Source organism: Niallia laureatilytica (assembly GCF_046613985.1).
Taxonomy (GTDB): Bacteria; Bacillota; Bacilli; order Bacillales; family Cytobacillaceae; genus Niallia.
Window position 1 is genome coordinate 29,973 of record NZ_JBKKHP010000010.1, and the last position, 25,608, is coordinate 55,580.

Below are 25,608 nucleotides of genomic sequence, written 5' to 3' on the forward strand. Positions count from 1 at the left end.
CTCCGCCAAAGCAAACATCATGCTTTTTTATGCCAGTCCCAAGCACTTTCGATAATAGTCTCTAAGCCTCTTTCTGCCTTCCAGCCAAGATCTTCATAGATTTTGCTTGATGAGGCAATGAGTCTTGCAGGGTCTCCTGCTCGTCTTTCAGCCAAAACAACATTAGCTTGTTTGCCTGTCACCTTTTCACATGTTTCAATGACTTCTTTAACGGAATAGCCAACACCATTTCCCAGATTATATGTTTCCGCCTGTTTGCTGCCATCTAAAAGAGCCTCCACTGCTTTAATATGGGCAGCTGCTAAATCTGTTACATGGATATAGTCACGGATACATGTGCCATCTTCTGTCGGATAATCTGTTCCAAAAACAGAAATAGACTCTCTTTGTCCTAATAAATGCTGCAGGATAATCGGAATCAAATGTGTTTCCGGATCATGCTGTTCACCGATAGCTCCTGACTCATGGGCACCTGCTGCATTAAAGTAGCGAAGAACCACATAGTTCAATCCGTATGCTGCATGAAAATCAGCTAAGATTTGTTCTACCATCAGCTTTGATTTTCCATAAGGATTGATTGGGGATGTTTTAGAGCTTTCTAAAATAATTTCATCTTCTGGAATACCGTATGTAGCTGCTGTTGATGAAAAAATGAAATTTTTAACATTATATTTAAGCATTGTCTTCAACAATGTTAAAGTATTGGCAACATTATTTTCATAGTATTTATATGGGTCTTGCACTGATTCGCCGACTAAGCTGAACGCAGCAAAATGCATAACTGCTTTAATTGGATATTTAGAAAAAATCGGCTCCAAATCTTCTTCTTTTCCTAAATCTCCTTTAATGAATACTGCTCTTTCATCCACAGATTCCTGATGGCCTGTCGCCAGGTTATCGAGTACGATGACTTCTTCCTTTTCAACTAGTTCTTTTACTAGATGACTGCCGATATAGCCGGCTCCGCCTACTACTAGAATCATATTAAATCTCCTTTATATACATAATTTTTCTCACAATCTATTAATACCCGTATATTGTCATTTTATCACATGACTATTTAGAAAAAAATTTTCATTGGCAAATTTTCCTTATTTCATACTTTGTACAGGTGTGAATTTCCCTAGAAAAAAAGGAAGGATGTCATCATCCCCCCTTTTTCGTCAGCCAGCTGCCGGCATTTTTCTTTTTCTGTTTTTTAAAACATAATAAAAAAATTCCACATGACCGACTAAGTTACGCTTCCATAATCTCTTTGGCTCTTTCAGCATTCGATAAAGCCATTCAAGACGCAGCTTGCGAAAAAAAGCCGGGGCTCTTGTAACATTGCCTGACGAAAAGTCTAAAAATGCCCCGACTGCAAATGCCAGCGTGCAATTTAACCTTTCCCTGTTTTCAGCAATCCATTTTTCCTGTATAGGCATTCCTAATCCTACTAGAAGGATGTCTGTTTGCTTGTCATTAATATCCGCAATAACATCAGCTACACTGCCGGAATCAAAATAGCCGTGCTGTTCTCCAACAAAGTTCAAATGAGGGAACTGCTGCTGTAATCTATGCAGAGCCGCCTCAGCAACACCAGGCTTTGCTCCGAGTAAATATACATTATATTGTCTATCTTTATGACTTTTAAGCTTATTAAACAAAGCCGGAATAAAGTCTGTGCCGTTCAAGTTCTCCTTAAAAGAAAAGCCAAACATTTTAGCGCCAATTTCGATCCCGATTCCGTCATTCAGCAAAAATTCACTGCTGTTAAGAAGGTTTAAGTATTCGTTATCCTTCTGGGCTAAGTTATAACAATGATCGTTCAGGAAAAATACATTTGCTTTATCATATGCCTTTAATTTATCTGTCATTGCGGCAATCGCTTCATTTGTATGAAGAACATTCACCTCAATGTTTCCCATCCACTTCTTGTCCATCTCGTAATGTCTCCTGCCTTGCATAGTGTAGCTTCATTATATAAAAATTTAAGGCATGTTACAATTATCCCCATGGTTCTTTGCTGAAACTAGTCATTTTGTTGGATTTTGTCGAAACTTTACCTCACTAAAAACTTTTAATATGTGAATAAAAAGTGATAAAATATACATGTGTTTTTAAAAGACTTTTCAAACTAGCAATATGCTTGAACTTAAGACAGCAACAAAACAAATTATCCAAGATAAAGGCAAACCATCTGAAAAGATGGGACGCAAAGCTACAGATCTAAGGCAGCTCATACTGCTATGATGGCTGGGTCACCTTATGAGAATATAAGGAGGTTTTATTACGGTGTTAAATTTGTTACCAGTAAAAGAACTAGAAACGATAGATCCAGCAGAGCTAGATAGCGAGTGGGTTGAATTGGTGCTTGAAGCCAAACGCTTAGGACTTACTAGCAAACAAGTAAGTGCTTTTCTTTCCAATCAAAAACCAGATTTAAAATAGTATACACTACTTTTCTGAACAATCTTTTAAAAACACCTCTTATGGATATGCAACATGCATGGCACAGTTTATGTACATAAAGACAAACATTCCATATAATGAAATGTTTGCCGTAAAGAACGTTATCTGTGCTTCTTATCCATATTGCTCCACATTTGCCTTATTACCCTTCGTTTTCTCTATCCTGTCATGTAAAAACTTATAAACCTCATCTTTAATTTCTTCATTCTGAAGTGCAAAATCAATGGTCGTTTTTACAAAGCCAAGCTTTTCACCGACATCATATCTGTCTCCTTCAAAATCATAAGCAAAGACGCGCTGTATTTGATTCAGCTGCTGAATAGCGTCAGTCAACTGAATTTCTCCGCCTGCACCTGTTTTTTGGTTCTCTAAAAACATAAAAATTTCCGGTGTCAGGATATATCTGCCTAAAATCGCCAAATTCGATGGCGCAGTCCCTTTTTCCGGCTTCTCAACGAAATTCTTCACTTGATATCTTCTGCCTGCTTTCTCTCCAGGATCAACAATGCCATATCGGTCTGTTTCCTCTTCTGGAACTTGCTGAACTCCAATGATGGAGGACTGAGTTTCCTCAAATTGATTAATCAGCTGCTTTAAGCATGGAACATCACTCTGCACAATGTCGTCTCCAAGGAGCACGGCAAAAGGTTCATCCCCAATGAAATTCCTTGCACACCAAACTGCATGCCCCAACCCTTTAGGCTCCTTTTGACGGATATAATGGATATCAGCCAAATTAGAGGCAAAGCGGACTTTATTCAGCAAATCATCTTTGCCTTTTGCTTCAAGATTCCATTCCAAATCATTGGCACTGTCAAAATGATCCTCGATTGATCTTTTTCCTTTACCAGTGACAATAATAATGTCCTCAATTCCAGAAGCGACCGCTTCCTCTACTATGTACTGGATAGTCGGCTTGTCTACGATAGGAAGCATTTCCTTTGGCATTGCTTTTGTAGCAGGCAAAAATCTAGTTCCAAGTCCTGCTGCTGGTATGATAGCCTTCCTAATTTTCTTCATGGTGTATTCCCTCCTAATTATTATAGGATTCTTTTCCCTTGTTTCTATCAGGATAAACTATCATTTCTACTATTAGATATAGGGATTCTTCCGGTGGCTTTTTCTGCTTTGTTCACTTAAGCCTTGGGAGATTAAATAGAACGAAAATAGAAATAGCATAAAAGCTAGTAAAGGATAGATAAGAATCCACTGTGTATAAGATAGAAACGCACGAGACTGCCCAATCAGCCCAGACCATTCATTTGTCATAGAGATATAAGTAGAGAAATCAGGCTGAAACACAGTTCCACCAAAAAACAAATTAAATATCGCCAACTGTCCCATTAAATGCAGCACCTGAATGGTTTCATTCAAATACAGAATGATAAAATCCCCTTTTAAAATAGGCAGGATATGTTTTTTTAAAATATGGCTTTTGTTCCCGCCAAGTGTGACGGAAGCCATAATAAAAAGATTTTCTTTTATTTCGGCTGTTTTTGAATAAACAACATTATACACACCTGGCACTCCAAGTGCTGCCATTAGCACTCCTTGTATCATAATAAGAGAGAATGTTGACAGACTTGGGTTTATATTGATTCCGAGCATAATGAAATAAATGATGATAACAGGCGGAATACTTGTTAATAGTGTTATTCGTCCATGCTTGCTTCTTTTTCTTCCGTTTGCAGCCAATCCGCCAAATACACCAGCAATTCCTCCTGCAAAAAGCCGGACTGCAGCAACAATTAACACCGTAAACACTGTATATTTAGCACCATGAAGAATAAGGGATAATATATCCTTCCCCCATTTATCTGTTCCAAATAAATATTGCTCTGATGGTTCTAATGGCGGAGCAACAAATTCTTTGCCATTATCTGTCTCCATGTATCCTACCTTCACCTTATAATCAGCAGGATATGGAGCAATATAAGAACCGAACAAACCAATCAGCACAAACACTGCTAATAGGAACAGACCTGTGACAAGCTTTACATTCCATTTCTTAGTCATACTTCAAGATCCTTTCCATAAAAATAATAAGCATGTACAGCAGGAAAAAAACTGCTCCATATAACAAGAACAAAGCTACCAGGCAAAATATGACCAAATTATACTGATAGCCAAAATAAGCTTGTGTCTGAAAGAACAAGGCCGTTATTCCGTTCAGGTTAAAGATATATTCTACAATGAATAAATTGCTGATCATAATTGCCAAAATTTTATGCAAATCTGCTTTTAAATAAGGGGTCACATTCGCTGTAACATGGTACAAGTAAATATCCTTTTTCTTAACCCCTTTAGCAATCGCTGTAAGAATATAATCCTGTGTCAGCACATCCTTTGTTTTTTCATTTAACGCTTTAACGGCATACAACAGCGGAATAATAATCAAAGTGATAATTGGCAGCAGAACTGCTGTATCATTCGAATCAAAGGAAGCCACTTTAGCAAGCTTAATGCCAAAGTTTTTATATACAATGGTTACGAACAGCTGCAGCAGCAATATAAGGATAAAATCAGGCAATATACCTAGCAGGCTGATTACCTTGCCAAAAAAGCGTTCGTTCACCTTCCGAAACCATATTCCGAGCAGAAAAGTCAGTGCAAGCACACTGATACCGGCAATTATTAAATAATAAAAAGAATCGGCAAAACTGTCCCCGATAACAGTAAAGATAAAAACAGACCGATCTCCTTGGGTAAAATAATAGGAATCTCCGCTAAACAATCCTATGAAAAAAACTTTTATGATGGCAAAAACTCCAGAAACATTAAATACAATTTCTCCACTGTTCCCACTGAACAAAACAAGAGGAAATGCAGCAAGCACAAGCAAGAAAATGAGGCTGAGCAATTGGGCAAAGGTTGCCTTCCATATTCTCATAAAATTCCTCCCGTTCTGTTAATTACTATTTTTATATATAATTCGATTCACTAAATACCAACCATACTAATCTACCATATAATTCTAGTGCTTATCAATAAAGATTTTTACAATTTAGAATAAACGAACAGATTTACTTTAGCATTATATCTGTATAACAGAAAAGAGCGTCTCTTTTTGGACGCTCTTTAAATTTGGGGTTGGTATGGGGATTTGATTGATTCTCTTTAAGAAGGTTTTTGTTTAAAACGACCTTTAAACGGGAGGGAGAAATCTACTTCTTTTTTGGGAATATATGCTTTTTAGAGTGTAGGCAAGGAGCGTTGTGTTTTGGAGAATTCCTCTTGTATTACATATTCTAATTGGCGAATCCGAACATTTTGCTGTTCCATTTTTTTTAGTGTTTTAGCTTGCATGGAAATTAAAGCGGACAGCAAGTCGGACATATTTTCACTGCTGTTCATCCATTTGCCACCTCCTTTTTCGCTTCATTGTCTTGGCATCATGTTGGAATGAGCTGCTCTTGATTTTTCGGTTCCAAAAACCGAACATATTCTGCAACCACTTCCGTCACATAAACTCTTTTTCCTTCTTCATTTTCATAGTTTCTCGTCTGGATTCTCCCGATTAAGGCTATCATAAAGCCTTTGCGGCAGTAATGGACGATATTTTCTGCTGCTTTGTTCCAGAAAATGCACGGAATGAAATCTGCTTCGTACTCACCTGCTTGATTGCGATAGTTTCGCTGAACTGCAAGCAAAATATTAGTGACAGAAGTACCTCCTTGTGTTAGCTTCAGTTCAGGATCACGGGTCAATCTCCCTACTAATGTGACCTGATTTATCAATGGATCACCCCTTTCTTCCTAGCAAGCTTATCATACTAAAAGAGGAGAATATTGAAAAATCAGTAAGCCTAATAGGAATAGAAGTTAGCAGTTAGAAAACTCATGTTTCCTTTTAGAAAAATTAACATTATCAAAGGTTTTTATGGGCAAATTTTATCTTTCGGTAATTTATATAAAAAAACGGATAAAGCATAAATGCTTTATCCGCTTCTTCTATTATTGCTCGTAAGATGCGATTACTGCTTGGACTTTATCCATAACGCCAGCTTTCAGCTGAGCCAGCTTCCCTTGGCTTTCTTCAAGAGAAGAGCTAGTAACACTGAAATAGAATTTAGCTTTTGGTTCCGTTCCTGATGGACGCAGGCAGAACCATGAGCCGTCTTCTAAATAATATTTAATAACATTGGATTTTGGAAGATCGATTAGGATTTCCTTCACATTCTCCGTACGTTTGCTTGTCTGATAATCTTCGATTGCAACAACTTGCAGCCCGCTCACTTCAGAAATAGGATCTTGACGGAATGTATCCATAATGTAAGAGATTTGCTCCGCGCCATCTTTTCCTTTAAGAGTTAGAGATTCAAGTCCTTCTTGGTAGAAGCCGTATTTTTCAAAGATTGCAAGCAAGCCTTCAAACAATGTCATGCCTTTTGCTTTGTAATACGCAGCAACTTCTGCCGCAAAGATTGCTGACTGCACAGCATCTTTATCGCGTACGAAATCACCAATCAAGTAACCATAGCTTTCCTCATATCCAAATAGGAAAGTATGCTGATTAGTTTGTTCAAATTCTTTGATTTTTTCTCCAATGAATTTGAAGCCAGTCAATGTATCTAATGTTGGAATACCATATGCTTCTGCAATTGTTCTTCCAATTTCAGATGTTACGATTGTTTTAATAACAATACCATTTTCAGGCAGAATACCTTTTGCTTTTTTCTCTGACAGCAAGTACTCAAGCATTAACGCTCCTAATTGGTTACCAGTAAGAACTGTATATTCTCCTGTTAAGTCCTTCACAGCAACACCAAGGCGGTCTGCATCTGGATCTGTTCCTAAAAGAATATCTGCATCAATTTCTTTTCCATAACGGATAGCAATTTCAAATGCAGCATGCTCTTCCGGGTTTGGAGATTTTACTGTAGAGAAGTTTGCATCTGGCAGCTCTTGCTCCTTAACAACTGTTACATTGCCGAAGCCAAATGCATGTAGTCCTGCGCGCACAGGCTTATTCGCCGTACCGTGCAGCGGTGTGAAGACGATTTTCAAATCTTCCGCTTCTGGAAGCTTGTTAAGCTGAATAGTTTTCAGCTGTTCCACATAAGCTGCATCAACGTCAGCTCCGATATATGTCAATAAGCCTTGTTCTAATAGCTCAGACTCTTCGAGCACTTCGATTGTAAGCTCATCTTCTACTGCGTTTACATATTTAATAATCACATCTGCGGCTTCCGGAGGCAGCTGCCCACCATCTTCCCCATATGCTTTAAAGCCATTATATTCAGGCGGATTATGGCTTGCAGTGATAACGACACCAGCAAATGTATTAAGGTGGCGCACTGCAAATGATAGCTCAGGTGTTGGGCGGAGCTCTTCGAATACATAGGATTTGATACCAAGCTTGCCCACTACTTTTGCAACTTCCAACGCAAATTCTGGTGATTGGTGACGGGAGTCATATGCTACTGCCACACCGCGCTCCATCGCCTCTTTGCCTTGTTCTAGTATGTATTTTCCCAATCCTTGGGCAGCTTTACGCACTGTATAGATGTTCATGCGGTTGATGCCGGGGCCAAGTTCGCCGCGCATTCCGCCAGTGCCAAATTCTAAATGCTTGTAAAAGCTATCCTCGAGCAGTTTTTCAGATTTTTGCAATTCCAGCAATTGCGCTTTTAAATTTGGCTCTAAATCTTCAAAACTAGCCCATTTTGCTACTATATCTTGATAAACCATATTGCCAGATTCCCACCTTTAATTAATATTTTTACCTGTCTTAACATTACCTAAAATATGTATATATGTAAAGGGCAATCCGGGGCAGAAGCCATCGTTTTCCCTTTACTAATTTAGGTATTTACTCCTTAGTTTTCGTCCATATTTCAATCAGCGGTCCTCGCTTACCAAATATGGGATCTTCTTCGGGAAATGGAGCGTTTTCTATTTCTGCAATAGCAGCACGGTAATCCTCCTCCGTATCCCTTCTTGTATTATAATCCTGTCCGTTAGGATATGCACCAATGACTTGCAAATCCGGAGTCCCGGACAGCCTCTTATGGCCAGTTCCAGCAGGTAGCAGCAGAACATCACCTGCATGAAGAACAAGCTTGCTCCCTTGTTCCCCGCCAATTTGCACCAAAGCAGAACCCTTCATTATCCCAAGCACCTCATGGGCATTACTGTGATAATGATGGTATGAGAAAACTCCATCCACCCAGCTGTTTCTCCAGTTATGAGATTGGAATATCTTCCCTATATTATGTTCACTATTTTTTAACACCCGCTTATAATGCAGGACTGGAAATGTAGGATGATTAGGAATAAAGCCATTTGGCTCAAAGTAGTAGAGCGTGATATCTCGAGTCATCTTAGCCCACTCCCCCTCTCTACCTTCCCTATACCCCCTTTAAGCAAAAATCACTCCTACTAAAGCATTAAAAAAGTTTTTTGTATTTTCATCAATATACTTTAAATTCCATTTTTCTTGCCGATATAGAAAGAACCCACATAAGAAAAGGAACAGCGCCTTTTGATCTAATTTTATCCCTTTACATACGGTGCTTTGTTTTCGTTTCTACAACTTATTTTTCTTAAAGGAGAAGGACAGGTAATGAACATCAGCATTAAACAAAAACTTATCGGAAGCTTTATTATCATTTCCCTCATTTTTACCATTGCTTCCTATTACTCTTACAGCAGCTCCAAAAAAACAGAAGATTCTTTTGAATATCTTATTAACACTGTTGCTGAGCTGCGCACTATCAGTGATGAAATCAAAACTAATACAGCACAGCAAGTAGCAAGCTACAGAGGCTTTATGCTTTATGAAACACCAGAATTTAAAAGCCAGCTAAATGGAGCAAACAGCAATATTAAAAATCTTGTTGAAAAAGGCAAAAAGCTCGCAACACTTAAAGAAACAAAAGACAGACTCGATGAAATCCAAAAACTGAATGAGGAATTCTTCCAAAATGCAAACTCTGTTATGAACAGCCTGTCAAGCCCGTCCACCAATAAAGAGGCAGCTATTGCTGAAGGCTTAGAAACAATTACACCTCTTTCAAATAATATGTTAGACAGAACCACCTCCTTAATAACATGGCTAAATAACGAGATTATGGAACCAAAAATAGCTGAAGCTCAACAAGATGCGCAAAACCGTTCCCTTATCATCTTGATTGTCAGCATTGCAGCAACTGTCATTGCTATTGCTGCAGGTGTGTTCCAGTCGCTCTTTATTACAAAACCAATCAGCAAGCTGCAAAGAAAAATGCAGCAAGTCGCAGACGGAGATTTAAACACAGAACCGCTGTTGCTTAAAAATAAAGATGAAATTTATCACTTGAATGAATCATTTACACAAATGCAAGACAGCTTAAAAGACATGATTACGAAAATTGCCAGCAATGCAGACCATGTTGCTTCAAGTGCAGAACAGCTGAATGCAAGTGCCGACCAGTCAACACGGGCAGCGGAAAACATCACATCCTCCATTCAGCAGATTGCTAGCAGCACAGACATTACAATTGCTAAAACAAACGATAACTCCAGCTCTCTGTCTGGCATCCTTAATGGTATTCTTAAAATTGAGAAGGATACAGATGTTGTCTCAGAGCTTTCCAAAACAGCTTCTAGCAATGCAGAAAAGGGCTCAAATTCTATCAGCAGCTCCTTGGCTCAAATGGAATCCATCTTTCAGTCTGTAAATCGTTCCAATAGTGTTATCGCTTCTCTTTCTGAAAGGTCTAAGGAAATCGGTTCGATCATTGATATTATCAGCAATATTGCTGAACAGACAAACCTGCTTGCATTGAATGCAGCTATTGAAGCTGCCAGAGCCGGAGAGAACGGCAAAGGCTTTGCTGTTGTTGCAGATGAAGTGCGCAAGCTTGCAGAACAATCACAAGTATCAGCAAAGGATATTTCCAGACTGTTGAGCGGCATTCAAAAGGATACTGCTGAATCAGTTGAACTATTAAATGATGCGAAGTCACAAGCAGAAAATGGTGTGAAAATCTCAACAGAAACTGCTGCTACATTTGGTGAGATTTTGAACAGCACAAAAATGGTTACACCTAAAATCAGCGCGGTGGCAGAAACGATTCAGCGCATCGCTTCATATGTAAAAGAAGTAACAGCCTCTGCTGATGAAATCGCCACATTATCAAAAGTAAATGGCAATAATACAGAGGAAGTTGCTTCATCGACTGAGGAGCAATTAGCTTCAATGGAAGAAATCAAGGCTTCCGCACAAGTATTAGCTGGCATGGCTGAAGAACTGATGACAGTTGTGAACCAATTCAAAATCTAAAATCTGAAACTATTTTAACCCACAAAGGATATTTCCTTTGTGGGTTTTTCGTGCTTATTTTTATTGTATGCTTGAACATTTCAAAAAAGACTACGCCTGTCCTACTGGCACCTTTACATCTAAGCTTTTCAGAATTTCTTCAGAGCTAGTTACAGTACCAAAAAACTGGTGTATTGTCTTTAATGACATATCATACGCTTCACGGGTGAAAGCGCCTGTACAATCAGACAATAGAAGCACATCATAATCAAGCATAAAGCCGTCTCTGGCAGTTGATTCCACACATATATTTGTGCTGACACCTGCCATAAGCAATGTTTCAATTTCCATGGCGCGGAGGACAGAATCAAATCTTGTGTTGATAAAAGCACTATAACGATGCTTCACCACAATAACATCCTCTTTTTCGTCTGGAGTTAATTGGAAGAATTCAGCACCCCATGTGTCTTTGCGGCAAAGATCTGTTTGGCTTTTACCCTTTAATCGCTTTACCCAAGTCTTTGAGTCTGTACTGTCCTCATGAATTGTCTGAATGTAGATTACCGGCACGTTCTTTTCCTTGCATTCACGTATCATTCTATGAAGATTTGGCATCATCTGTTCCGCCATTGAGACGTCCAAGCCTTGCTTTGCCAAGCTTCCTTCTTTATGACAGTAGTCGTTTTGCACATCGACAATAACAAGTGCACTTCGAGCTGGATTCCATTCTACACCCATCCATATTCACCCTTTCCTAAGTCATTTAAGCATTGCTCCTTCTTAGTATTTGTTAAAGGCTAAACTGTATCCACAAAAAAACAACTGCTTGAAGGAGTGAATACCTTAAAGCAGTTGTTTGTAATCAGCCTGAAACTTAAATATTTAATTCAAGAGACAAGTATTTATACTCTAAATAGTCCTCAATTCCATACTTACCGCCTTCACGGCCAACACCAGATTCCTTAACGCCGCCAAACGGTGCTTGTGCAACTGTTGGCAGCGGATCATTAATGCCAATGATGCCATACTCCAACGATTCAGACACGCGGAAGATTCGCGAAACGTCATTAGTGTAAAAATAAGCAGCAAGGCCATAGACTGTATTATTGGCTAATGCTACTGCTTCCTCTTCTGTTTCGAAATCAAAGAGTGGAGCAACCGGCCCAAACGTTTCTTCCGAAGCAATTTTCATATCATGTGTGGCATGTGCTAGGATAGTCGGTTCATAGAAGAAACCATTTTTGAATTGGTCTCCTTCCGGTTTTTTCCCGCCTGTAAGCAGCTTCGCTCCTTTTTTGATAGAATCCTCAACATGCTCAGCTGTTTTTTTAACCGCATTTTCATTGATGAGCGGCCCGATTGTGATGCCGTCCTCAAGCCCATTTCCAACAACCAGTGCTGTCATTTTCTCTGTCAGTATTTGAGCGAATTTTTCACTGATGCTCTTCTGTACATAAACACGGTTTGTACATACACAGGTTTGGCCTGCATTGCGGAATTTACTTGCAATCACACCGTCTGCTGCCTTCTCCAAATCTGCATCTTCAAAGATAAGGAATGGAGCATGACCGCCAAGTTCCATCGAGATTTTTTTCATTGTATCTGCCGCGCGCTTCGCAAGCTCTTTACCTACCTTAGTTGAACCAGTAAATGTTATCTTGCGAACATCTGGGCTTTCCATCATCGCATCTCCAATTTCCTTCGGCATGCCGTGAACAAGATTTAATACGCCTTTCGGCAAACCAGCATCATGAAAAGCCTTCATGACTTCAATGGCAGTCAGCGGCGTGGACTCTGCCGGTTTAATTACTACCGTACAGCCTGCTGCAAGAGCTGGGGCAACCTTTCTTAGTATCATCGCTATCGGAAAATTCCAAGGAGTAATAGCGCCAACGACACCAATTGGCTGCCTTAATACAAGAATCCTCTTCGTTGGAGAGCTGGAAGGAACTGTGTCACCATATATGCGTTTTCCTTCCTCTGCATACCAATCAAGGTATTCTGCTGCAAGCTGCACTTCTCCTCTGCTTTCTGCAAGAGGTTTTCCCATCTCTGTTGTAATGGTGTTTGCTAATGAATCAACACGGTCACGAAGTAAATCAGCCGCTTTTTTCAAATATACATACCTGTCTTTTGCTGTCAGCTTCGACCACGCACTAAGCGCCTCTTTAGCAGCGCCAATAGCTATTTGTGCATCTTCCTTTCCGCCTTTTGCTGTTTCTTTAATCAGCTCTCCTGTGGCCGGATTATGAACAGGATATGTTTCACCGCCTAGCGCTTCACACCATTCTCCATTTATATACAACATATATAATCCTCCTTTTTGGATGCGGGCAATTTAAGTTGTTGGATTACCAAAACATTGTGCTAAAGTACACATATTTACGTTCCTTAAAGCACACCTCTTTTCATCTTAAAAACTCGATGAGGTTTTAAATCCAAAAAACTGTTACCCGATGCATGTATTTTCATTAAATTCGGTTTATGTGTTTTATAAGATACAATCCTATTTTAACAGATTGCACAGGCTATCCCCTGCCTAGAAGCTCACAGCAGGATTGGATATTAACACCAATGATACTTCAGTCTGCCTTATATTGCCCTTTAACGGGGAGTTCAGTCTTCAAATTAATATGCTTGGAAGGTATAAAAAAAGAGCGGTTTCCCGCTCTTATTCCAAGTTACCAGCAAGCATATCGTGAACCTTTTGCTTTTCCTCATCAGAAACAAGCAAGTAATACGTTCCAGTGGAAGTATCACCTGTTCCAGCAACTTCATACTGTTCTATATTATTTCTTGCATTGCGATAGTTCTTTTGAATATCCATCATTTCGTCAAAAGTCATGTTTGTTTTCACATTGCTGCCAAGCACATTTAAGATATCATCGAACTTAGAGACAGAAGAAATGCTTGCTGCCTTGTCAATGATAGCTGTCAGCACCTTCCGCTGGCGTTCATTTCTGCCGAAATCTCCGTTTGGATCAAGATGGCGCATACGTACAAATCCAAGTGCCTTCGCACCATCCAATTGGATGTTGCCTTCTGCATAATGATAACCTTTTTTATAGTAGCCTTCATCAATCCAGTCCAGTTCATTATTGACTGTAATTCCACCGACTGCATCAACAAGATCACTTAAAGCCTCCATATTTACTTGTGCATAATAATCAATATCAATGCCAGTGAAATTCTCTACCGTATCAAGAGCCATCTTCACACCGCCGTAGGCATAAGCTGCATTGATTTTTGTTGTTTTATCTGCACCGATAATTTCTGTTTTTGTGTCCCTTGGGATGCTAACTATCTGCATTTTTTTCGCTTGCGGGTTGACTGTCAATACCATAAGCGTATCAGAACGCCCTACATCCCCTTCTCTTTCGTCCACACCCATTAATGCAATCGAAATTGGCTTACTGTTGGACAAATTTTCTTCCCTTTTCTTTGCCGCAGATTGCTCCTCATCATCGATTGGCTGGTACATCTTATCTGCCGTTTTTTCCACATAATGATAAAGATAAGCCGCATATCCGCCAATTCCTAACACAAGCACGGCAAGGATACAGCCGATTGTTATCAGAATTTTTTTCTTCATATCATTCTCTCTTTCTTAGTCAAAATATGTTTGATAATAGCAAATAAACATTAAAAGAACATGAAAAACAGGCGATTCACATAAAAAAAGCTTCCATAAGAGGAAGCTTTTTCCTTACCAAGAAGCTACACAGCCATCTGTTCTCGACTCTGTTCCGCCTGCAAGAACACCGTTTTTCTGACGAACAATAATCTGGCCTCTTCCGAACGAACCAGAATCAAGAGCCCATTGCACTTCGTGGCCTTTTCTTGCTAATGCGTGAGCAATATGCTCAGGGAAGGACGGCTCAATATGAACGACCTTTTTCTCCACCCACTGCCAGCGTGGAGCATCCAATGCAGATTGTGGATTTAGAGAGAAGTCAATCAAGTTCATCGCTACTTGCAGATGACCTTGAGGCTGCATGAAGCCACCCATTACACCAAATGGGCCGACCGCTTCATTATCCTTTGTGATAAATCCAGGAATAATTGTATGATATGTTTTTTTGCCAGGAACGAGCGCATTATCATGCTCAGGATCAAGACTGAAGCCATGGCCTCTGTTCTGCAGGGCTATGCCTGTTTCGGGCACAACTACACCAGACCCAAATCCCATATAGTTGCTTTGAATAAAGGAAACCATATTGCCTTCTTCATCTGCTGCTGCTAAATAGACTGTTCCTCCTTTTGGCGGATTACCTGGCATTGGCTCAATGGCCGTTTCACCAATAAGGCTGCGTCTAGCCTTGGCATATTCATCAGACAGAAGCTCTGCAGTTTTAACACTCATTTTATCTTCCTCAGTGATATATTTAAGACCATCTGTGAAAGCAAGCTTCATTGCTTCAATTTGAAGATGATATGTTTCAACTGCATCCTTTGCAGAGAACTGATCCTCCTTCAGCGTGTTAAGCGCCATCAAGGCAATCAGTCCTTGGCCGTTAGGTGGTATTTCCCAAACATCATAACCTTTATAGTGGACAGAAATCGGGTCGACCCATTCAGGAGCATAAGCTGCCAAGTCTTCCTTCCTAATATAGCCGCCGTATTTTTTAGAAAATGCATCAATTTTATCAGCAATTTCCCCTTTGTAGAAAGCCTCGCCATTCGTCTCGGCGATAGCGCGCAGTGTTTTGCCGTGATACTCAGACTTCCATATATCGCCGATTTTTGGCGGTGTGCCATTGGGAGCAAAGGTTTCAAACCAATTTTGAAAAACATCATCTGTACAGGCTTTAGAAAATGCTTGATGTGCTTTCTCCCAAAAGTGGCCTAATGTCGCCGATACAGGATAGCCTTCTTCTGCATAAGCAATCGCCGGTTTTAGCACCTCTGTTAATGGCAGCTTACCGAACTTCTTAGATAATTCAACCCAAGCTGCAGGTGCGCCAGGCACCGTTACTGGAGTTAAGCCATACTTAGGCATCTTTTCATGACCTGCCTCTTTCACAGCATCAATCGAGATTGCACTTGGAGCAGGGCCGCTGGCATTTAAGCCATGAAGCTTATTATTAATCCAAACAATTGCAAAGGCGTCCCCGCCAATGCCGTTTGAAGTAGGTTCAACGACAGTTAAGGCTGCTGCAGTAGCTATTGCCGCATCTACTGCATTCCCGCCTTTTTTTAGAATATCAATCCCTGCTTGTGCAGCAAGGGGCTGGGATGTTGCAACCATTCCTTTCTTCGCATAAATGGTGTTTCTTTTTGATGGATATGGATTGTAAAGCGGATCGTGATTTAGCATAGTGCCTCCTGTTATGTATGTATTGGGCAGGGTTACCCTTTTATAATGAAAATTTATAATTTTCTATTATTTTAACATAAGAAATCATTTAGCTATACAGCAAATTAAAAAAAGCAGCAATTCTTGATGAATTGCTGCCTCATTTTAACAGAAAACCGCCTGCGGCAAGGATAGCTATCAGAACTAGCAAAAATCCGTATTTGCCCAATAATAGCGAGACCTTGCTTGAGCGTTTCCTCTTTACTTCCTTTAGAAGCTTCTTAAAAGACTGTGATCTTATTGCCTTTAACTTACGCTGATAGTCTTTATCCTTCCAGATTGAATTACGGTCTCCGGCTAGATAGCCTTTGAGTGATCGAACATAGCCAATATCCTGCATTCCATATTTCTTGTATGACCATCTAATATACTCGAGCATCTGCACACCAGTACCATAAATAGCAAGAAAAGCAAACAGCTTGTCATGTTCTACCTTCCCGTCACGTCTTTGGAAGAAAAGGACAAGTCTTTCAAATGGTTCAAACAGACCTGCTTCTTTCATCATATTTTTTCCAGCTTGCTTTGCATCATCTACAAGATAACCATCAACAAGCTCTGTTATGCTGTAAATATGATCTATCTGCTCAAAAAATGCTTTATATAGCGCACTGAGCAGTCTAAAGATTTCCCCTTCCACACCCTTTTTGTAAAGGGCAGCATCCCTTTGCCCTTGAGGTGAAAGAAACAGCACTCCAAAAATGCGGACATCCTCCAGCTGCAAGCGCTCCAATTGAGCCAGCTTCAAAAGCTCCAGCTTTATATCTGGCATTACTACCTCTATAAAGTCAGGATGTATGTGCTGTTCTGTTAAAAAGACAAATAATTCTTCTGCAACAAAGAAGGGCTTGCTGCTTTTTTTCACTTCAAGCAGGAAGCGTTTTTTAACACGCTTAACAAATTCCTTATCATCAATAAAGAAAGAATGCGCATGCAAAAGATCTGCCAAATTGGCTAGGAATAATTCAAGCGAGTGCCGCTGACTGAGTTTATCGTCTACATGAAGAAATAGGACCTCTTGATAGGACCCTTTAATATCATCCATAAAGAGAAGAACCTGCTTATATAAAAGTGGGTATTTCTGCAATAATGTCCAAATCTCATGAGCAAGCTGCTCATCATTGAAATAAGCAAGTGTTCTTACCGTAAACTCCACCGCTTCGACCTGACGAGTTATTTGGTTGATCGCAAACACAGCCTTCATATACTCTTTTGCAATCGCCGGGTCTTTTTGGAGCCTTTCCCTGTGCAGAATCTTCCCTGTTATGTCGATTATTTCTGGTTTTTCTTTATGGTTTTTTTGAAGCAATGCCAATAGAAGCTGCAAAATACCTAGCTTATCCCGTTCATAACCATCATAAGCGGTTTCCTCCAGCAAATAGATGGCACATAATCGATTATAATAGCTGATATTCAGTTGATCAGCCAGCTTTAAACCTTTCAGTGCCCTTTCTGCAAATAGGAAAAAATCATCCAGTCTTGAAGCTGTCTGCAGGGCATCATATGCAAAATCGAGGTATTCATGTTTTTGTCCTTCCATATCCACACCACTTATTCTTTTCGTTGTAAAATCAAAAACAAACTGATTTTCGAATACATGATTTCTTAGTCGAATGCTCCCTGGCTCCACAAACATCAAATGAACATATTTTTGCTTTGCTGCAGCTTCCTTGAACGATACAGCCCCCAATACTGCCCTCGCAGCATATGGCAAATGTATGTACAGCAGTTCTAATAAAGTCATTGCATGCCTACTATGCTCAAGAATAGGTACATCTAGGGATATATATACGGTTTTTCCGCTTTCTGTTGCAGCTAAACAAGCCAACAACAGTTTTTTAAAGATGCTTTCATCGATTTTCAGGCTGTAAAACAGCTCCTGCTTTTTTCTATATATATTTTCCGTCTTTTTGCAGGGAATATCCGCTAATTCTGCCAATGATTCCTCATCATCCACTTCCGTCCCATTTGCAAACTGGGCATGAAACAGTTTTTCAGGATTTTTAACCCACTCATCCTTACTCGCACCAGGAATGATAAAATAATGCGCCGATAGTATATTAGACTGAGCATTAAGCAGCTGTTGGCCGATGACAAGTTGTCCTGTTTCAGGCTGGATAAGCAGAAAAGAAGGAGGATAGTTATCCTTATGCTTATTATCCTTCTGTATCTCTGAACTGGAAAGAGGTTGAAGATACTTTTCAATAAAGTCCTCATCAAGCTCAGGAGTGAATATGGCTCTGTCTATTCCTTCCCCGAGCCCTTTTTTACTCTTCATATATATGTATTGCTGAATAAAGTTATTGCCCACATGGCGCCCCTCCCTTCTGTGAAAATTGCCGATCATAAAAGAGAAACATATTTTTTAAAGCTTGCTTTGGACGTATATAGCTCTTCCGCCAAATGTTGTTTTTTATTTGTCATATAATGCAAATATTACACTATATTAGTACTACCGTAAACGGATTATTACTAGTATAATAGAACGTTTTGCAAGAAAACTGTACGAGCCGTTATATTTGCAGCAAATAAAAAAAGCAGACACGTAAATACGTGCCTGCCTATACAGAAATTGAAATACTGTCTGCTGCTTTTTTTACTGCTTTATATAGACCAAAACCGGCCATTGTGCCCACCGTGTTTAAAATAAGATCATCCACATCGCTCCATCTGTATTCCATAAACCATTGGATGGATTCAATCGCTGCCGATAAGCAGCAGCCAACTGCCGTACATAAGATAAATTGGTTAAATCTCGGTAAAGCAAGCGGCAGAAAAAAGCCGAATGGCATAAACAAGGCGATATTGCCAATGTTGTTAACGATGAAAGTAAAAACGGACCGCTCAACAAACATTTCCTTTATCATCAAAAACGGAACAAAGTTATGCCCGCCTGGTTCAATTCCGATACCTAAATAACGATTTGGAAACATTGTCATGATAAAAATAAAACAGATGGAAGCAAGCAGCATCAGCCTTTTGTTCCTTTTATTTAATTTGACCACCTAATCATCTTCCTTGCTCTTTCAATTTTGAGTTTTGCTTATCATAACACATTTTCCAAAATTTCCATAAAATAATCCTCAAACAAAAAAGAGCCTGCCTTTTAAAATAAAGGCATGACTCCTATTTTTATGAATTATCGAATTGTTAACAGCTTATTGTTTATAGAAAAGCTGCTGATAGTAAGCGATGGCAAAATCAAAAAAGTACATTAGCGAAAATCTTTCTGAGGAAAATCCTGTTTTGTCATGAGTGTCACCATTTAAATAATAAACAATATCAGCATTTTCTAAAAGGTCTTCATCCTGATTATGTGTTATTAGGATGATTTTCGCCTTCGTTTTTGTCAGCTTTGTCATTAGTTCCTCATTGCCTTTAACAAATCTTCCCGACGGACTTGCAACAATCGCAACGGAATTTTCATCTAAGTCGTCCATATCTGTCTTTTGTTCCTGCACATCTGAATAAGCGCTTACAAATTTTCCTAATCTTACAAGCCTGAATTGAAAATCCTGTGCCATTGCTTGAGACAGCTGTGTGCCATAAAAAGAAACCTTATTAGCATGGTGAATGCATTCCATAATGCCCTGCACCTTTTCGACATCAATAATATTCTCTGATGCCTTCAGCCAGCCGACAATCTTTTCATAAAGCACTTTTTGCAGGACTTCGCCAATCTGCTCTGGATTATCCACTTTCTGCGACTGGAAAGCTGGTGACGCATCCATCACACTTATTTTGGCATAATCCTTAAATTCCTGAAAGTTCTTGTAGCCAATCCTGCGGCAAAACCTCGTAACAGCAGCAGGTGAAGTAAAGCAGGAATCTGCCAATGCACTTATATTCATATCTGGAATCTTATAAACATCGCCTAGCAATTTCAATGCAATGAAATAATTCGTATCCCTCGTTTTATGATTATTAATAAAGTCCAACAATCTAAATATAATATCCTTCATCTTTATCACCACTTGCTTCATAGTTGTACAGCTAAAATGAAAACCCTGCCATCTTTCCTAGTTTTATTTTGATTTCATAAGAATGAAAAAGCAAGTCTTTTGATACATACAAAAAAAACCACTCTATTTAATAGAGCAGTTTTCTATGTATATTTCTCTTACTTTTTACTGCGAAGCTCTTTAATCACTGCCATAACATCCATCTCTCCAAGCTCGCCATCAAGGGCATCCTTGTATGTATGATAGGCAGAATTTCCAATCGCATTTAATTCTCCTGTTTCCTTAGCAAGACGCAAATCCTTTGCCATATGCTTCAATGCAAAGGCAGCCGGATACTCATCCTTTAGAATGGCTGGTGTTTTCATTTTAGAAATCGCCGTTCCTACTGCACTCTCATTAATGATTGTGAGCATGTCTTCTATTTGAATTCCTTGTTTTTCGGCAAACAGTACAGATTCAGCAATTCCTTGCACAGTAATGCCAAGAAGCAGGTTGATTGCAAGCTTCGCATTGCTGCCAGATCCGCTTTCTCCTAAGTAAATGGACATTTTGCACATCGGCTCAAACAATTCCTTCACCGAGTTAAAAGTTTCCTCTTCGCCACCTGCAAGCACAAGCAATTTTCCTTCCTTTGCAGGAGCAACACTTCCAGACACAGGAGCATCTACAAAGCCGATTCCCTTCTCCTTCGCCGCTGCATAGACCTGCTGCGACGTAGATGGTGCAACCGTGCTCATATCAATGAAAACCTGTCCCTTCTTTGCTGAATCCAGCAGTCCTTTTGAAAAATATAAATCCTTAACTGCTTCATCATCAGAAACCATCGTGAAAATAACATCACTGCTTTGCACAAGCTCTTCAAGGGATTGTGCTAGTATTGCTCCATCTTCAATCAGCTCACTTGCCTTTGATGCTGTTCTGTTAAAAACTGTCACACTGTAACCTGCCTTCAACAGATTTAAGGAGATTGGCACACCCATATTTCCTAAACCGATCCATCCTAACTGCATTATTAAAGCACCATCCTTGTGGATTATTTTTCTTATATTTTACCATAATATCCATTAGCAGTGACTGGGTTGCGATAAGCAATAATCATGAAAAATAATCAAGAATGAGAGAAGTCAGCAGCCCTAAGGCAGTAATTAATCCTGTAACAGATCCACCTTCTTCATATGCTTCAGGCATCATCGTCGAGCCTACCATGGCAATAATTCCCCCGCCAGCAAACGCACCTATTCCAGCCATTAATTCTTCTGAAGCATGATCAAGGAAAACATAGCCGCAGAAGGAGCTCGCTGTTGAAATTACTAGCACAGTGATCCACAGTACGAGAATCTTCTTTTTAGAATAGTTGCTTTTCAGCAGCCCAGTTGTACTAGAAAGTCCTTCTGGAATATTGCTGATAAAGATGGCAATCACAAGCAAAGCACTCACACTGTTTTGTCCTATTAAACTGGCCCCAATCATAATCGACTCAGGAATCGCATCCATAACTGTCCCAATAAAAATCGCCAGCCCTGATTGATTGCCCTCTTTGTCACCAGAAGACCTTTTCCTGTCCTTCGCACCATTTCGCGATACAAGCAAATCCAATACAAAAAAGACAACTGCCCCAGCCAAAAATCCTATACCTGTCGGCAGCAAACCTCCGCTTTCCACCGCATCACCAAGGAGCTCATATGTAGAAGCACCAATTAACACTCCTGTACCGAATGCCATTATAAAGCCTATTATCCTCTTTTTAATCGGCAGTAATAGTGCAGCTAAAGCACCTAATAAAACAGCCGAGCCAGAAATACCGCCCCACATCGCTGCAGACCACATGCGTAACCCTCCTTATTCTTATGTCTTTTTATATCTTTCTCTTTTTTTGTTCTATTAAAACCAGTGGTTGGTTTGGCAGAACTACAACAATGGAAATTTTCTCCATATAGTAAATTTGTGGTTATCTTAACATCATTAATTAGGAAAAAGCTTCTATATTCTCTCAGCAAACACTAACCACACTGCCCCTCCCTCGAATCTGCTATAATATTTTTAAAATAACTTATGAAAGGAGGACAACTCGATGCTAAACAGCGACAGTTCTATCCCGCTCTATTTACAGTTGAAGCAGGCCATAACGGAGAACATTAATCGCGGGGTATATTTGCAAGGTGAAAAGCTGCCGACAGAAACGGAGCTTTGTGAGGCTTATAATGTCAGCAGAATTACTGTCCGTAAAGCAGTGCTGGATTTGGTTGAGGAAGGTCTGCTTGTGAGGCAGCAAGGCAAGGGGACTTTTGTGAAGCGGCCTAAGCTGAAGAGAGAGCTTGTTTCTGTGAATGGCTATTCAGAATATATGGTGTCATCGGGAAATACACCGCATTACAAGCTGCTTTCTTATACGATTAAAGAGGCTTCAAAAGATATTTCTGAGAAGCTGAATATTCCAATCGGCTGTAATGTGCTGGAGCTGAGAAGAATTCTGTACCGTGATAAGGAGCCTCTGTCTTATGAAATTTCGACTTATTCTCTCGATCTGTTTCCTGATTTGGATCAGCATATTTCAGAGGATGTTTCCATGCACGGCATTTTAATAGATAAATATGATGTTGCTCCTGCCCGTAACAATAAGATTCTGAATGTAGTCTTTGCGAGTTTTGAAGAAGCTGAGGCTTTAAGCTGCGGTATAAGTGATGCTTTATATGAACTAGAGAAGATTGCGTATAATGATGAACAGGTGGCTATTTATATGTCTATTCTTTACTATCACACAAATCATGTCAGCTTTACGATTTCAAGCCCCTTTGACCAACAATAGGCTGGCATCTCTTGATGCCAGCCTTAGTTTGTTTCCTCCTATTAATATTCCAATTTCCACATATATCTTCTTTTTGTAAGAGGATGATTGCGGACGATTGCCAGCTGCTCTGCATAAACTCGGATGACTCCAGAAATCAACATTGGATTAAAGTAGTCGACTACTTCGCTTGAAATCGCGGAGCCAAGGCCAAAGTCTTTCGCATCCACAACCGTTGTTTTTGCATCAAAGCGCTGGAGGAATTCTAATGCTCTCGCATCCATGCTTCTTGTTCTGCCGTCATTCATCAGCAAAAGGAATGGCACGTCTTTATCCACCACTTCGAATGGGCCGTGGAAGAACTCTCCGTCATGGAATGTGCCTGAATTAATCCATTGCATTTCCATCAGCAAGCAAATCGAGAAGGAATAAGCTACCTCATGTGTGGCACCGCTGCTCATTACATAGATGACTTCATCATCCTTATACGCATCAGCAAAATTTCTAGCTTGTGGAACAACAGAAGCTACTGCATTGTTTATCAAGCCATAAATTTTATCAAAGCCATCGAGCATTTTTTCGTAATGCTCATATCCTTCAAATTGATTCAATATTTCTGTTGCCAAACCTAATACTTTTGTCATTTTCTCCATTTTAGCTGCATAGCTCTCATGGAAGCCATGGTACACAACATATTCAGCATCTGATGTAATAGCTGAATCTTCCACATGTGTAACGGCAATGACATGTGCTCCTCTTTCCTTAGCAAGAGAAGTTGCTTCGACTGTTTCCGGAGTAGCTCCTCCTAGTGAGCATGTGATAACAATGCTTGTGTCATCAACCGAAACAGGTGTAGCAAAGTTAAATTCATTAGCAGTATAAAGACTTGTTCTAAGCTGTCTTGCATTTCCTTCTAAAAAGTATTTGGCCGGATACAGCTCCGCTTTGGATGCACCGCACCCAACGAAGAATACACTTTTAATTTCGGGTTGTTGTTCCTTAATAGCTGAGATAATTCTATTCAATTCCATTTTTTCATTCCTCCTAAAGTTTTGATATATATTGTGACAGGCAGCAATGCTGCCGAATTCCCATTTTTCAATTGCTGAAATAAGGTTCAAATGCCTTCATATTGCGCTTGTCATGTTCACCAGGATTTGTGAAATATCTGGAGTCAGTAATTTCTTGGCCTAAATAGCCTGTATAGCCGTTTTGCTTCAGCGTGGCCAGAAATTCGCCGAGGTTATGATGACCATCTCCCCAAATCAAATGGCCATAAGGATTGCCGTCAACAAAATGAGTATGGATGATGTTCGCCCCAAAGACATCGAACCAGTCTTGCAATGTTTCCCCTGCAACACCCATTGCAGTTGTGTCTACCAGAATCTTCATATGTGGATGATTAATTTCATCAAACATTCTTTTCGCATCATTCACCGTAATAACAAGATTGGATTCTTCTGGCCGCAAGCTTTCGAGCGCCAAAGTGACACCTTCCCTTTCAGCCGTTGCGGTGAGTCTGGACAGCATTTCACTGGATCGCTTCCACGCTTCCTCTCGATCTTCATCAAGATAGCCCCAGCCTGAATTGCACTGCATGATTTCACAGCCCAGCTCAGCAGCTGCTTTAATGCCATTAGAGAAATATTCAAAGCTTTTTTCAAAGATTTCCGGCTTTGTTGCCGCGAACTGGTATTGGTACATACAGTTTTCCGGAGTGAAACAGACGAGCTGCAAGCCTCTTTCTACTAGCTTTTTCTTAAGAACCTTGCAGTCAGAATAGACCGTCGGATCTAAATAATAATGGGGAACTCCCGTCCAGAATTCGATAGATTGGATTCCTGCTGCAACTTGTGCATCCAAAAAGGATTCGAGCGAGTAACGCATATAATGAATATTCATACCTGCTACTTGGTCTCTTCTTATAAAAGACATCCTTTATACCCTCCTTGTATAGTTATACCGTTTCATACACCTTGCCGTATCCGAAGGAGCCGTCTACTAAGCATTGGTTTGAAGCGAAATCAGCGGCTGTCTGCAAGCTTTTCTTAATCGCAGCATCCCTGCCTTCCTGCCCTTTTCCATTTAAATAATGGATAATGAAGGAGGTGATAAATGAATCTCCTGCTCCCATCGTATCGACAGCTTTTACAAGCTTTGGCTCCTGCATATAAAATCTTGCTCCATCAAAAAGCAAAGCTCCCTTTTCACCCAGTGTGCATAATACAAGCTCGCATCCTAAATCGATTGTTTTGGTCATTAAGTTTAAAATATGGTCTAATTTCATATGACTGCAGGAATAATAGGCAAAATCTATTTGGGGTGCAATCTGATTGACCTGTTCTTTGGTGAAATCAGACGAAAAATCAAAGCCGATTGGCACTCCCAGTGCTTTTATTTTCGATAATTCCTTTTCTGCGAAACCGTAAAGCCCAGTATGCACTAAATCAAATGTGCTTATATAACGATAATCTTCGTCTGTCAGGTTCAAGCCGTATTCCCGGAGAACGCCGCAGCGATTGCTGCCAATAAACACCCTGTCTCCATCCACTAGCGTTACTCTGGCACAGCCATTTTCCCCTTCATACACTTTGCTTCGGGAAACATCTAATCCAATTTCCTTAATGCTTGCTTGAACATGGTCTGCTTCTTCATCTGTTCCAAAAGCTCCTAAGAAGGCTGCTGCTGCGCCAAACCGCTGTGCATATACGGCAAAGTTGAGCGCGTTGCCCCCGGGATACATCGTTTGAGTATGTTCATATTTATCGACGACATTATCGCCTATTCCGATTACTTTCAGCATAAACCCCACC

Annotated in this window: 24 protein-coding genes and 1 riboswitch; of the genes, 3 read left to right on the plus strand and 21 right to left on the minus strand. The window is 40.0% G+C overall.

Features of this window, described 5'->3' with window-relative positions:
• Nucleotides 1-17: 17 nt before the first annotated feature.
• Complete coding sequence (gene galE / locus ACLIJJ_RS20470; RefSeq protein ID WP_233315690.1) at nt 18-983, minus strand: UDP-glucose 4-epimerase GalE; 966 nt, start codon at nt 981-983, stop codon at nt 18-20.
• Between the two features lie 180 nt (nt 984-1,163).
• Nucleotides 1,164-1,922, minus strand: coding sequence for a WecB/TagA/CpsF family glycosyltransferase (locus ACLIJJ_RS20475; RefSeq protein ID WP_233315691.1), 759 nt, complete (start codon nt 1,920-1,922; stop codon nt 1,164-1,166).
• 237 nt (nt 1,923-2,159) lie between these two features.
• Nucleotides 2,160-2,248, plus strand: a riboswitch (cyclic di-GMP riboswitch).
• Nucleotides 2,249-2,274: 26 nt separating this feature from the next.
• Between ACLIJJ_RS20475 and ACLIJJ_RS20480 the strand changes: the two genes are divergently transcribed.
• Nucleotides 2,275-2,430, plus strand: coding sequence for an anti-repressor SinI family protein (locus ACLIJJ_RS20480; protein ID WP_233315692.1), 156 nt, complete (start codon nt 2,275-2,277; stop codon nt 2,428-2,430).
• A gap of 135 nt (nt 2,431-2,565) precedes the next feature.
• On the opposite strand, the gene galU is transcribed toward ACLIJJ_RS20480, so the two are convergent.
• From galU to ACLIJJ_RS20515, 7 genes are all read right to left on the minus strand, one after another.
• Nucleotides 2,566-3,471 (minus strand): UTP--glucose-1-phosphate uridylyltransferase GalU, encoded by a 906-nt coding sequence (galU, locus tag ACLIJJ_RS20485; protein WP_233315693.1) that lies wholly within the window; start codon nt 3,469-3,471, stop codon nt 2,566-2,568.
• A 72-nt stretch (nt 3,472-3,543) separates the two neighbouring features.
• Nucleotides 3,544-4,467, minus strand: coding sequence for an ABC transporter permease (locus ACLIJJ_RS20490; protein WP_233315694.1), 924 nt, complete (start codon nt 4,465-4,467; stop codon nt 3,544-3,546).
• On the minus strand, nt 4,460-5,341 hold the full coding sequence (locus ACLIJJ_RS20495; protein WP_411411524.1) for an ABC transporter permease subunit: 882 nt from the start codon (nt 5,339-5,341) through the stop codon (nt 4,460-4,462). Before ACLIJJ_RS20495 ends, ACLIJJ_RS20490 begins: the two co-directional genes overlap by 8 nt.
• Nucleotides 5,342-5,643: 302 nt before the next feature.
• Nucleotides 5,644-5,805, minus strand: a complete 162-nt coding sequence (locus tag ACLIJJ_RS20500) for a hypothetical protein (protein WP_233315696.1) — start codon at nt 5,803-5,805, stop codon at nt 5,644-5,646.
• Nucleotides 5,806-5,843: 38 nt separating this feature from the next.
• Nucleotides 5,844-6,188 (minus strand): single-stranded DNA-binding protein, encoded by a 345-nt coding sequence (locus ACLIJJ_RS20505; protein ID WP_233315697.1) that lies wholly within the window; start codon nt 6,186-6,188, stop codon nt 5,844-5,846.
• Between the two features lie 216 nt (nt 6,189-6,404).
• Nucleotides 6,405-8,141 (minus strand): phospho-sugar mutase, encoded by a 1,737-nt coding sequence (locus ACLIJJ_RS20510; RefSeq protein ID WP_233315698.1) that lies wholly within the window; start codon nt 8,139-8,141, stop codon nt 6,405-6,407.
• Between the two features lie 121 nt (nt 8,142-8,262).
• Entirely contained in the window at nt 8,263-8,772 is a 510-nt protein-coding gene (locus ACLIJJ_RS20515) for a cupin domain-containing protein (protein ID WP_411411525.1), read from the minus strand.
• A 243-nt stretch (nt 8,773-9,015) separates the two neighbouring features.
• Here ACLIJJ_RS20515 and ACLIJJ_RS20520 point away from each other — a divergent pair, with 243 nt between their 5' ends.
• On the plus strand, nt 9,016-10,716 hold the full coding sequence (locus ACLIJJ_RS20520; RefSeq protein ID WP_233315700.1) for a methyl-accepting chemotaxis protein: 1,701 nt from the start codon (nt 9,016-9,018) through the stop codon (nt 10,714-10,716).
• 90 nt (nt 10,717-10,806) lie between these two features.
• Here ACLIJJ_RS20520 and ACLIJJ_RS20525 read toward each other — a convergent pair whose 3' ends face one another.
• The 9 genes from ACLIJJ_RS20525 to ACLIJJ_RS20565 form a co-directional block, all read right to left on the minus strand.
• Nucleotides 10,807-11,433, minus strand: coding sequence for a cysteine hydrolase family protein (locus tag ACLIJJ_RS20525; protein WP_411411526.1), 627 nt, complete (start codon nt 11,431-11,433; stop codon nt 10,807-10,809).
• Between the two features lie 136 nt (nt 11,434-11,569).
• Nucleotides 11,570-13,000 (minus strand): NAD-dependent succinate-semialdehyde dehydrogenase, encoded by a 1,431-nt coding sequence (locus ACLIJJ_RS20530; protein WP_396953782.1) that lies wholly within the window; start codon nt 12,998-13,000, stop codon nt 11,570-11,572.
• Between the two features lie 366 nt (nt 13,001-13,366).
• Nucleotides 13,367-14,287, minus strand: coding sequence for an LCP family glycopolymer transferase (locus ACLIJJ_RS20535; RefSeq protein ID WP_233315703.1), 921 nt, complete (start codon nt 14,285-14,287; stop codon nt 13,367-13,369).
• Between the two features lie 114 nt (nt 14,288-14,401).
• On the minus strand, nt 14,402-16,012 hold the full coding sequence (locus ACLIJJ_RS20540) for a gamma-glutamyltransferase family protein (protein WP_237941939.1): 1,611 nt from the start codon (nt 16,010-16,012) through the stop codon (nt 14,402-14,404).
• Nucleotides 16,013-16,151: 139 nt separating this feature from the next.
• Nucleotides 16,152-18,359, minus strand: coding sequence for a GAP1-M domain-containing protein (locus ACLIJJ_RS20545; RefSeq protein WP_411411527.1), 2,208 nt, complete (start codon nt 18,357-18,359; stop codon nt 16,152-16,154).
• A 250-nt stretch (nt 18,360-18,609) separates the two neighbouring features.
• Complete coding sequence (locus ACLIJJ_RS20550; protein ID WP_233315706.1) at nt 18,610-19,053, minus strand: VanZ family protein; 444 nt, start codon at nt 19,051-19,053, stop codon at nt 18,610-18,612.
• A 153-nt stretch (nt 19,054-19,206) separates the two neighbouring features.
• Nucleotides 19,207-20,031 (minus strand): MurR/RpiR family transcriptional regulator, encoded by an 825-nt coding sequence (locus ACLIJJ_RS20555; protein WP_237941941.1) that lies wholly within the window; start codon nt 20,029-20,031, stop codon nt 19,207-19,209.
• A 137-nt stretch (nt 20,032-20,168) separates the two neighbouring features.
• On the minus strand, nt 20,169-21,020 hold the full coding sequence (locus tag ACLIJJ_RS20560; protein WP_411411528.1) for an NAD(P)-dependent oxidoreductase: 852 nt from the start codon (nt 21,018-21,020) through the stop codon (nt 20,169-20,171).
• Between the two features lie 85 nt (nt 21,021-21,105).
• The gene (locus ACLIJJ_RS20565) at nt 21,106-21,837 is read right to left on the minus strand and encodes a ZIP family metal transporter (protein WP_411411529.1); all 732 of its coding nucleotides are present in this window, start codon (nt 21,835-21,837) and stop codon (nt 21,106-21,108) included.
• Between the two features lie 244 nt (nt 21,838-22,081).
• Here ACLIJJ_RS20565 and ACLIJJ_RS20570 point away from each other — a divergent pair, with 244 nt between their 5' ends.
• Nucleotides 22,082-22,816 carry a GntR family transcriptional regulator gene (locus tag ACLIJJ_RS20570; protein WP_411411530.1) on the plus strand — a complete coding sequence of 245 codons (735 nt, stop codon included), beginning with the start codon at nt 22,082-22,084 and terminating at the stop codon, nt 22,814-22,816.
• Between the two features lie 41 nt (nt 22,817-22,857).
• Here the strand turns inward: ACLIJJ_RS20570 and ACLIJJ_RS20575 are convergent, their stop codons facing one another.
• From ACLIJJ_RS20575 to ACLIJJ_RS20585, 3 genes are all read right to left on the minus strand, one after another.
• A complete protein-coding gene (locus ACLIJJ_RS20575) occupies nt 22,858-23,826 on the minus strand; it encodes an SIS domain-containing protein (protein WP_233315711.1) in 969 nt (322 codons plus the stop codon).
• 67 nt (nt 23,827-23,893) lie between these two features.
• Nucleotides 23,894-24,730, minus strand: coding sequence for a sugar phosphate isomerase/epimerase family protein (locus tag ACLIJJ_RS20580; RefSeq protein WP_411411531.1), 837 nt, complete (start codon nt 24,728-24,730; stop codon nt 23,894-23,896).
• A 22-nt stretch (nt 24,731-24,752) separates the two neighbouring features.
• Nucleotides 24,753-25,598 carry a PfkB family carbohydrate kinase gene (locus tag ACLIJJ_RS20585; protein WP_411411532.1) on the minus strand — a complete coding sequence of 282 codons (846 nt, stop codon included), beginning with the start codon at nt 25,596-25,598 and terminating at the stop codon, nt 24,753-24,755.
• Nucleotides 25,599-25,608: the final 10 nt, after the last annotated feature.

Excerpts from the sequence above, each read along its gene's own strand:
- ACLIJJ_RS20475 (WP_233315691.1), bottom strand. The coding sequence starts at position 1,922 with ATGGACAAGAAGTGGATGGGAAACATTGAGGTGAATGTTCTTCATACA.
- ACLIJJ_RS20565 (WP_411411529.1), bottom strand. The coding sequence starts at position 21,837 with ATGTGGTCTGCAGCGATGTGGGGCGGTATTTCTGGCTCGGCTGTTTTA.
- ACLIJJ_RS20535 (WP_233315703.1), bottom strand. The coding sequence starts at position 14,287 with ATGAAGAAAAAAATTCTGATAACAATCGGCTGTATCCTTGCCGTGCTT.
- ACLIJJ_RS20580 (WP_411411531.1), bottom strand. The coding sequence starts at position 24,730 with ATGTCTTTTATAAGAAGAGACCAAGTAGCAGGTATGAATATTCATTAT.
- ACLIJJ_RS20555 (WP_237941941.1), bottom strand. The coding sequence starts at position 20,031 with ATGAAGCAAGTGGTGATAAAGATGAAGGATATTATATTTAGATTGTTG.
- ACLIJJ_RS20500 (WP_233315696.1), bottom strand. The coding sequence starts at position 5,805 with ATGAACAGCAGTGAAAATATGTCCGACTTGCTGTCCGCTTTAATTTCC.
- ACLIJJ_RS20490 (WP_233315694.1), bottom strand. The coding sequence starts at position 4,467 with ATGACTAAGAAATGGAATGTAAAGCTTGTCACAGGTCTGTTCCTATTA.
- ACLIJJ_RS20540 (WP_237941939.1), bottom strand. The coding sequence starts at position 16,012 with ATGCTAAATCACGATCCGCTTTACAATCCATATCCATCAAAAAGAAAC.
- galU (WP_233315693.1), bottom strand. The coding sequence starts at position 3,471 with ATGAAGAAAATTAGGAAGGCTATCATACCAGCAGCAGGACTTGGAACT.
- ACLIJJ_RS20560 (WP_411411528.1), bottom strand. The coding sequence starts at position 21,020 with ATGCAGTTAGGATGGATCGGTTTAGGAAATATGGGTGTGCCAATCTCC.
- ACLIJJ_RS20495 (WP_411411524.1), bottom strand. The coding sequence starts at position 5,341 with ATGAGAATATGGAAGGCAACCTTTGCCCAATTGCTCAGCCTCATTTTC.
- ACLIJJ_RS20520 (WP_233315700.1), top strand. The coding sequence starts at position 9,016 with ATGAACATCAGCATTAAACAAAAACTTATCGGAAGCTTTATTATCATT.
- ACLIJJ_RS20525 (WP_411411526.1), bottom strand. The coding sequence starts at position 11,433 with ATGGGTGTAGAATGGAATCCAGCTCGAAGTGCACTTGTTATTGTCGAT.
- galE (WP_233315690.1), bottom strand. The coding sequence starts at position 983 with ATGATTCTAGTAGTAGGCGGAGCCGGCTATATCGGCAGTCATCTAGTA.
- ACLIJJ_RS20515 (WP_411411525.1), bottom strand. The coding sequence starts at position 8,772 with ATGACTCGAGATATCACGCTCTACTACTTTGAGCCAAATGGCTTTATT.
- ACLIJJ_RS20510 (WP_233315698.1), bottom strand. The coding sequence starts at position 8,141 with ATGGTTTATCAAGATATAGTAGCAAAATGGGCTAGTTTTGAAGATTTA.
- ACLIJJ_RS20585 (WP_411411532.1), bottom strand. The coding sequence starts at position 25,598 with ATGCTGAAAGTAATCGGAATAGGCGATAATGTCGTCGATAAATATGAA.
- ACLIJJ_RS20570 (WP_411411530.1), top strand. The coding sequence starts at position 22,082 with ATGCTAAACAGCGACAGTTCTATCCCGCTCTATTTACAGTTGAAGCAG.
- ACLIJJ_RS20575 (WP_233315711.1), bottom strand. The coding sequence starts at position 23,826 with ATGGAATTGAATAGAATTATCTCAGCTATTAAGGAACAACAACCCGAA.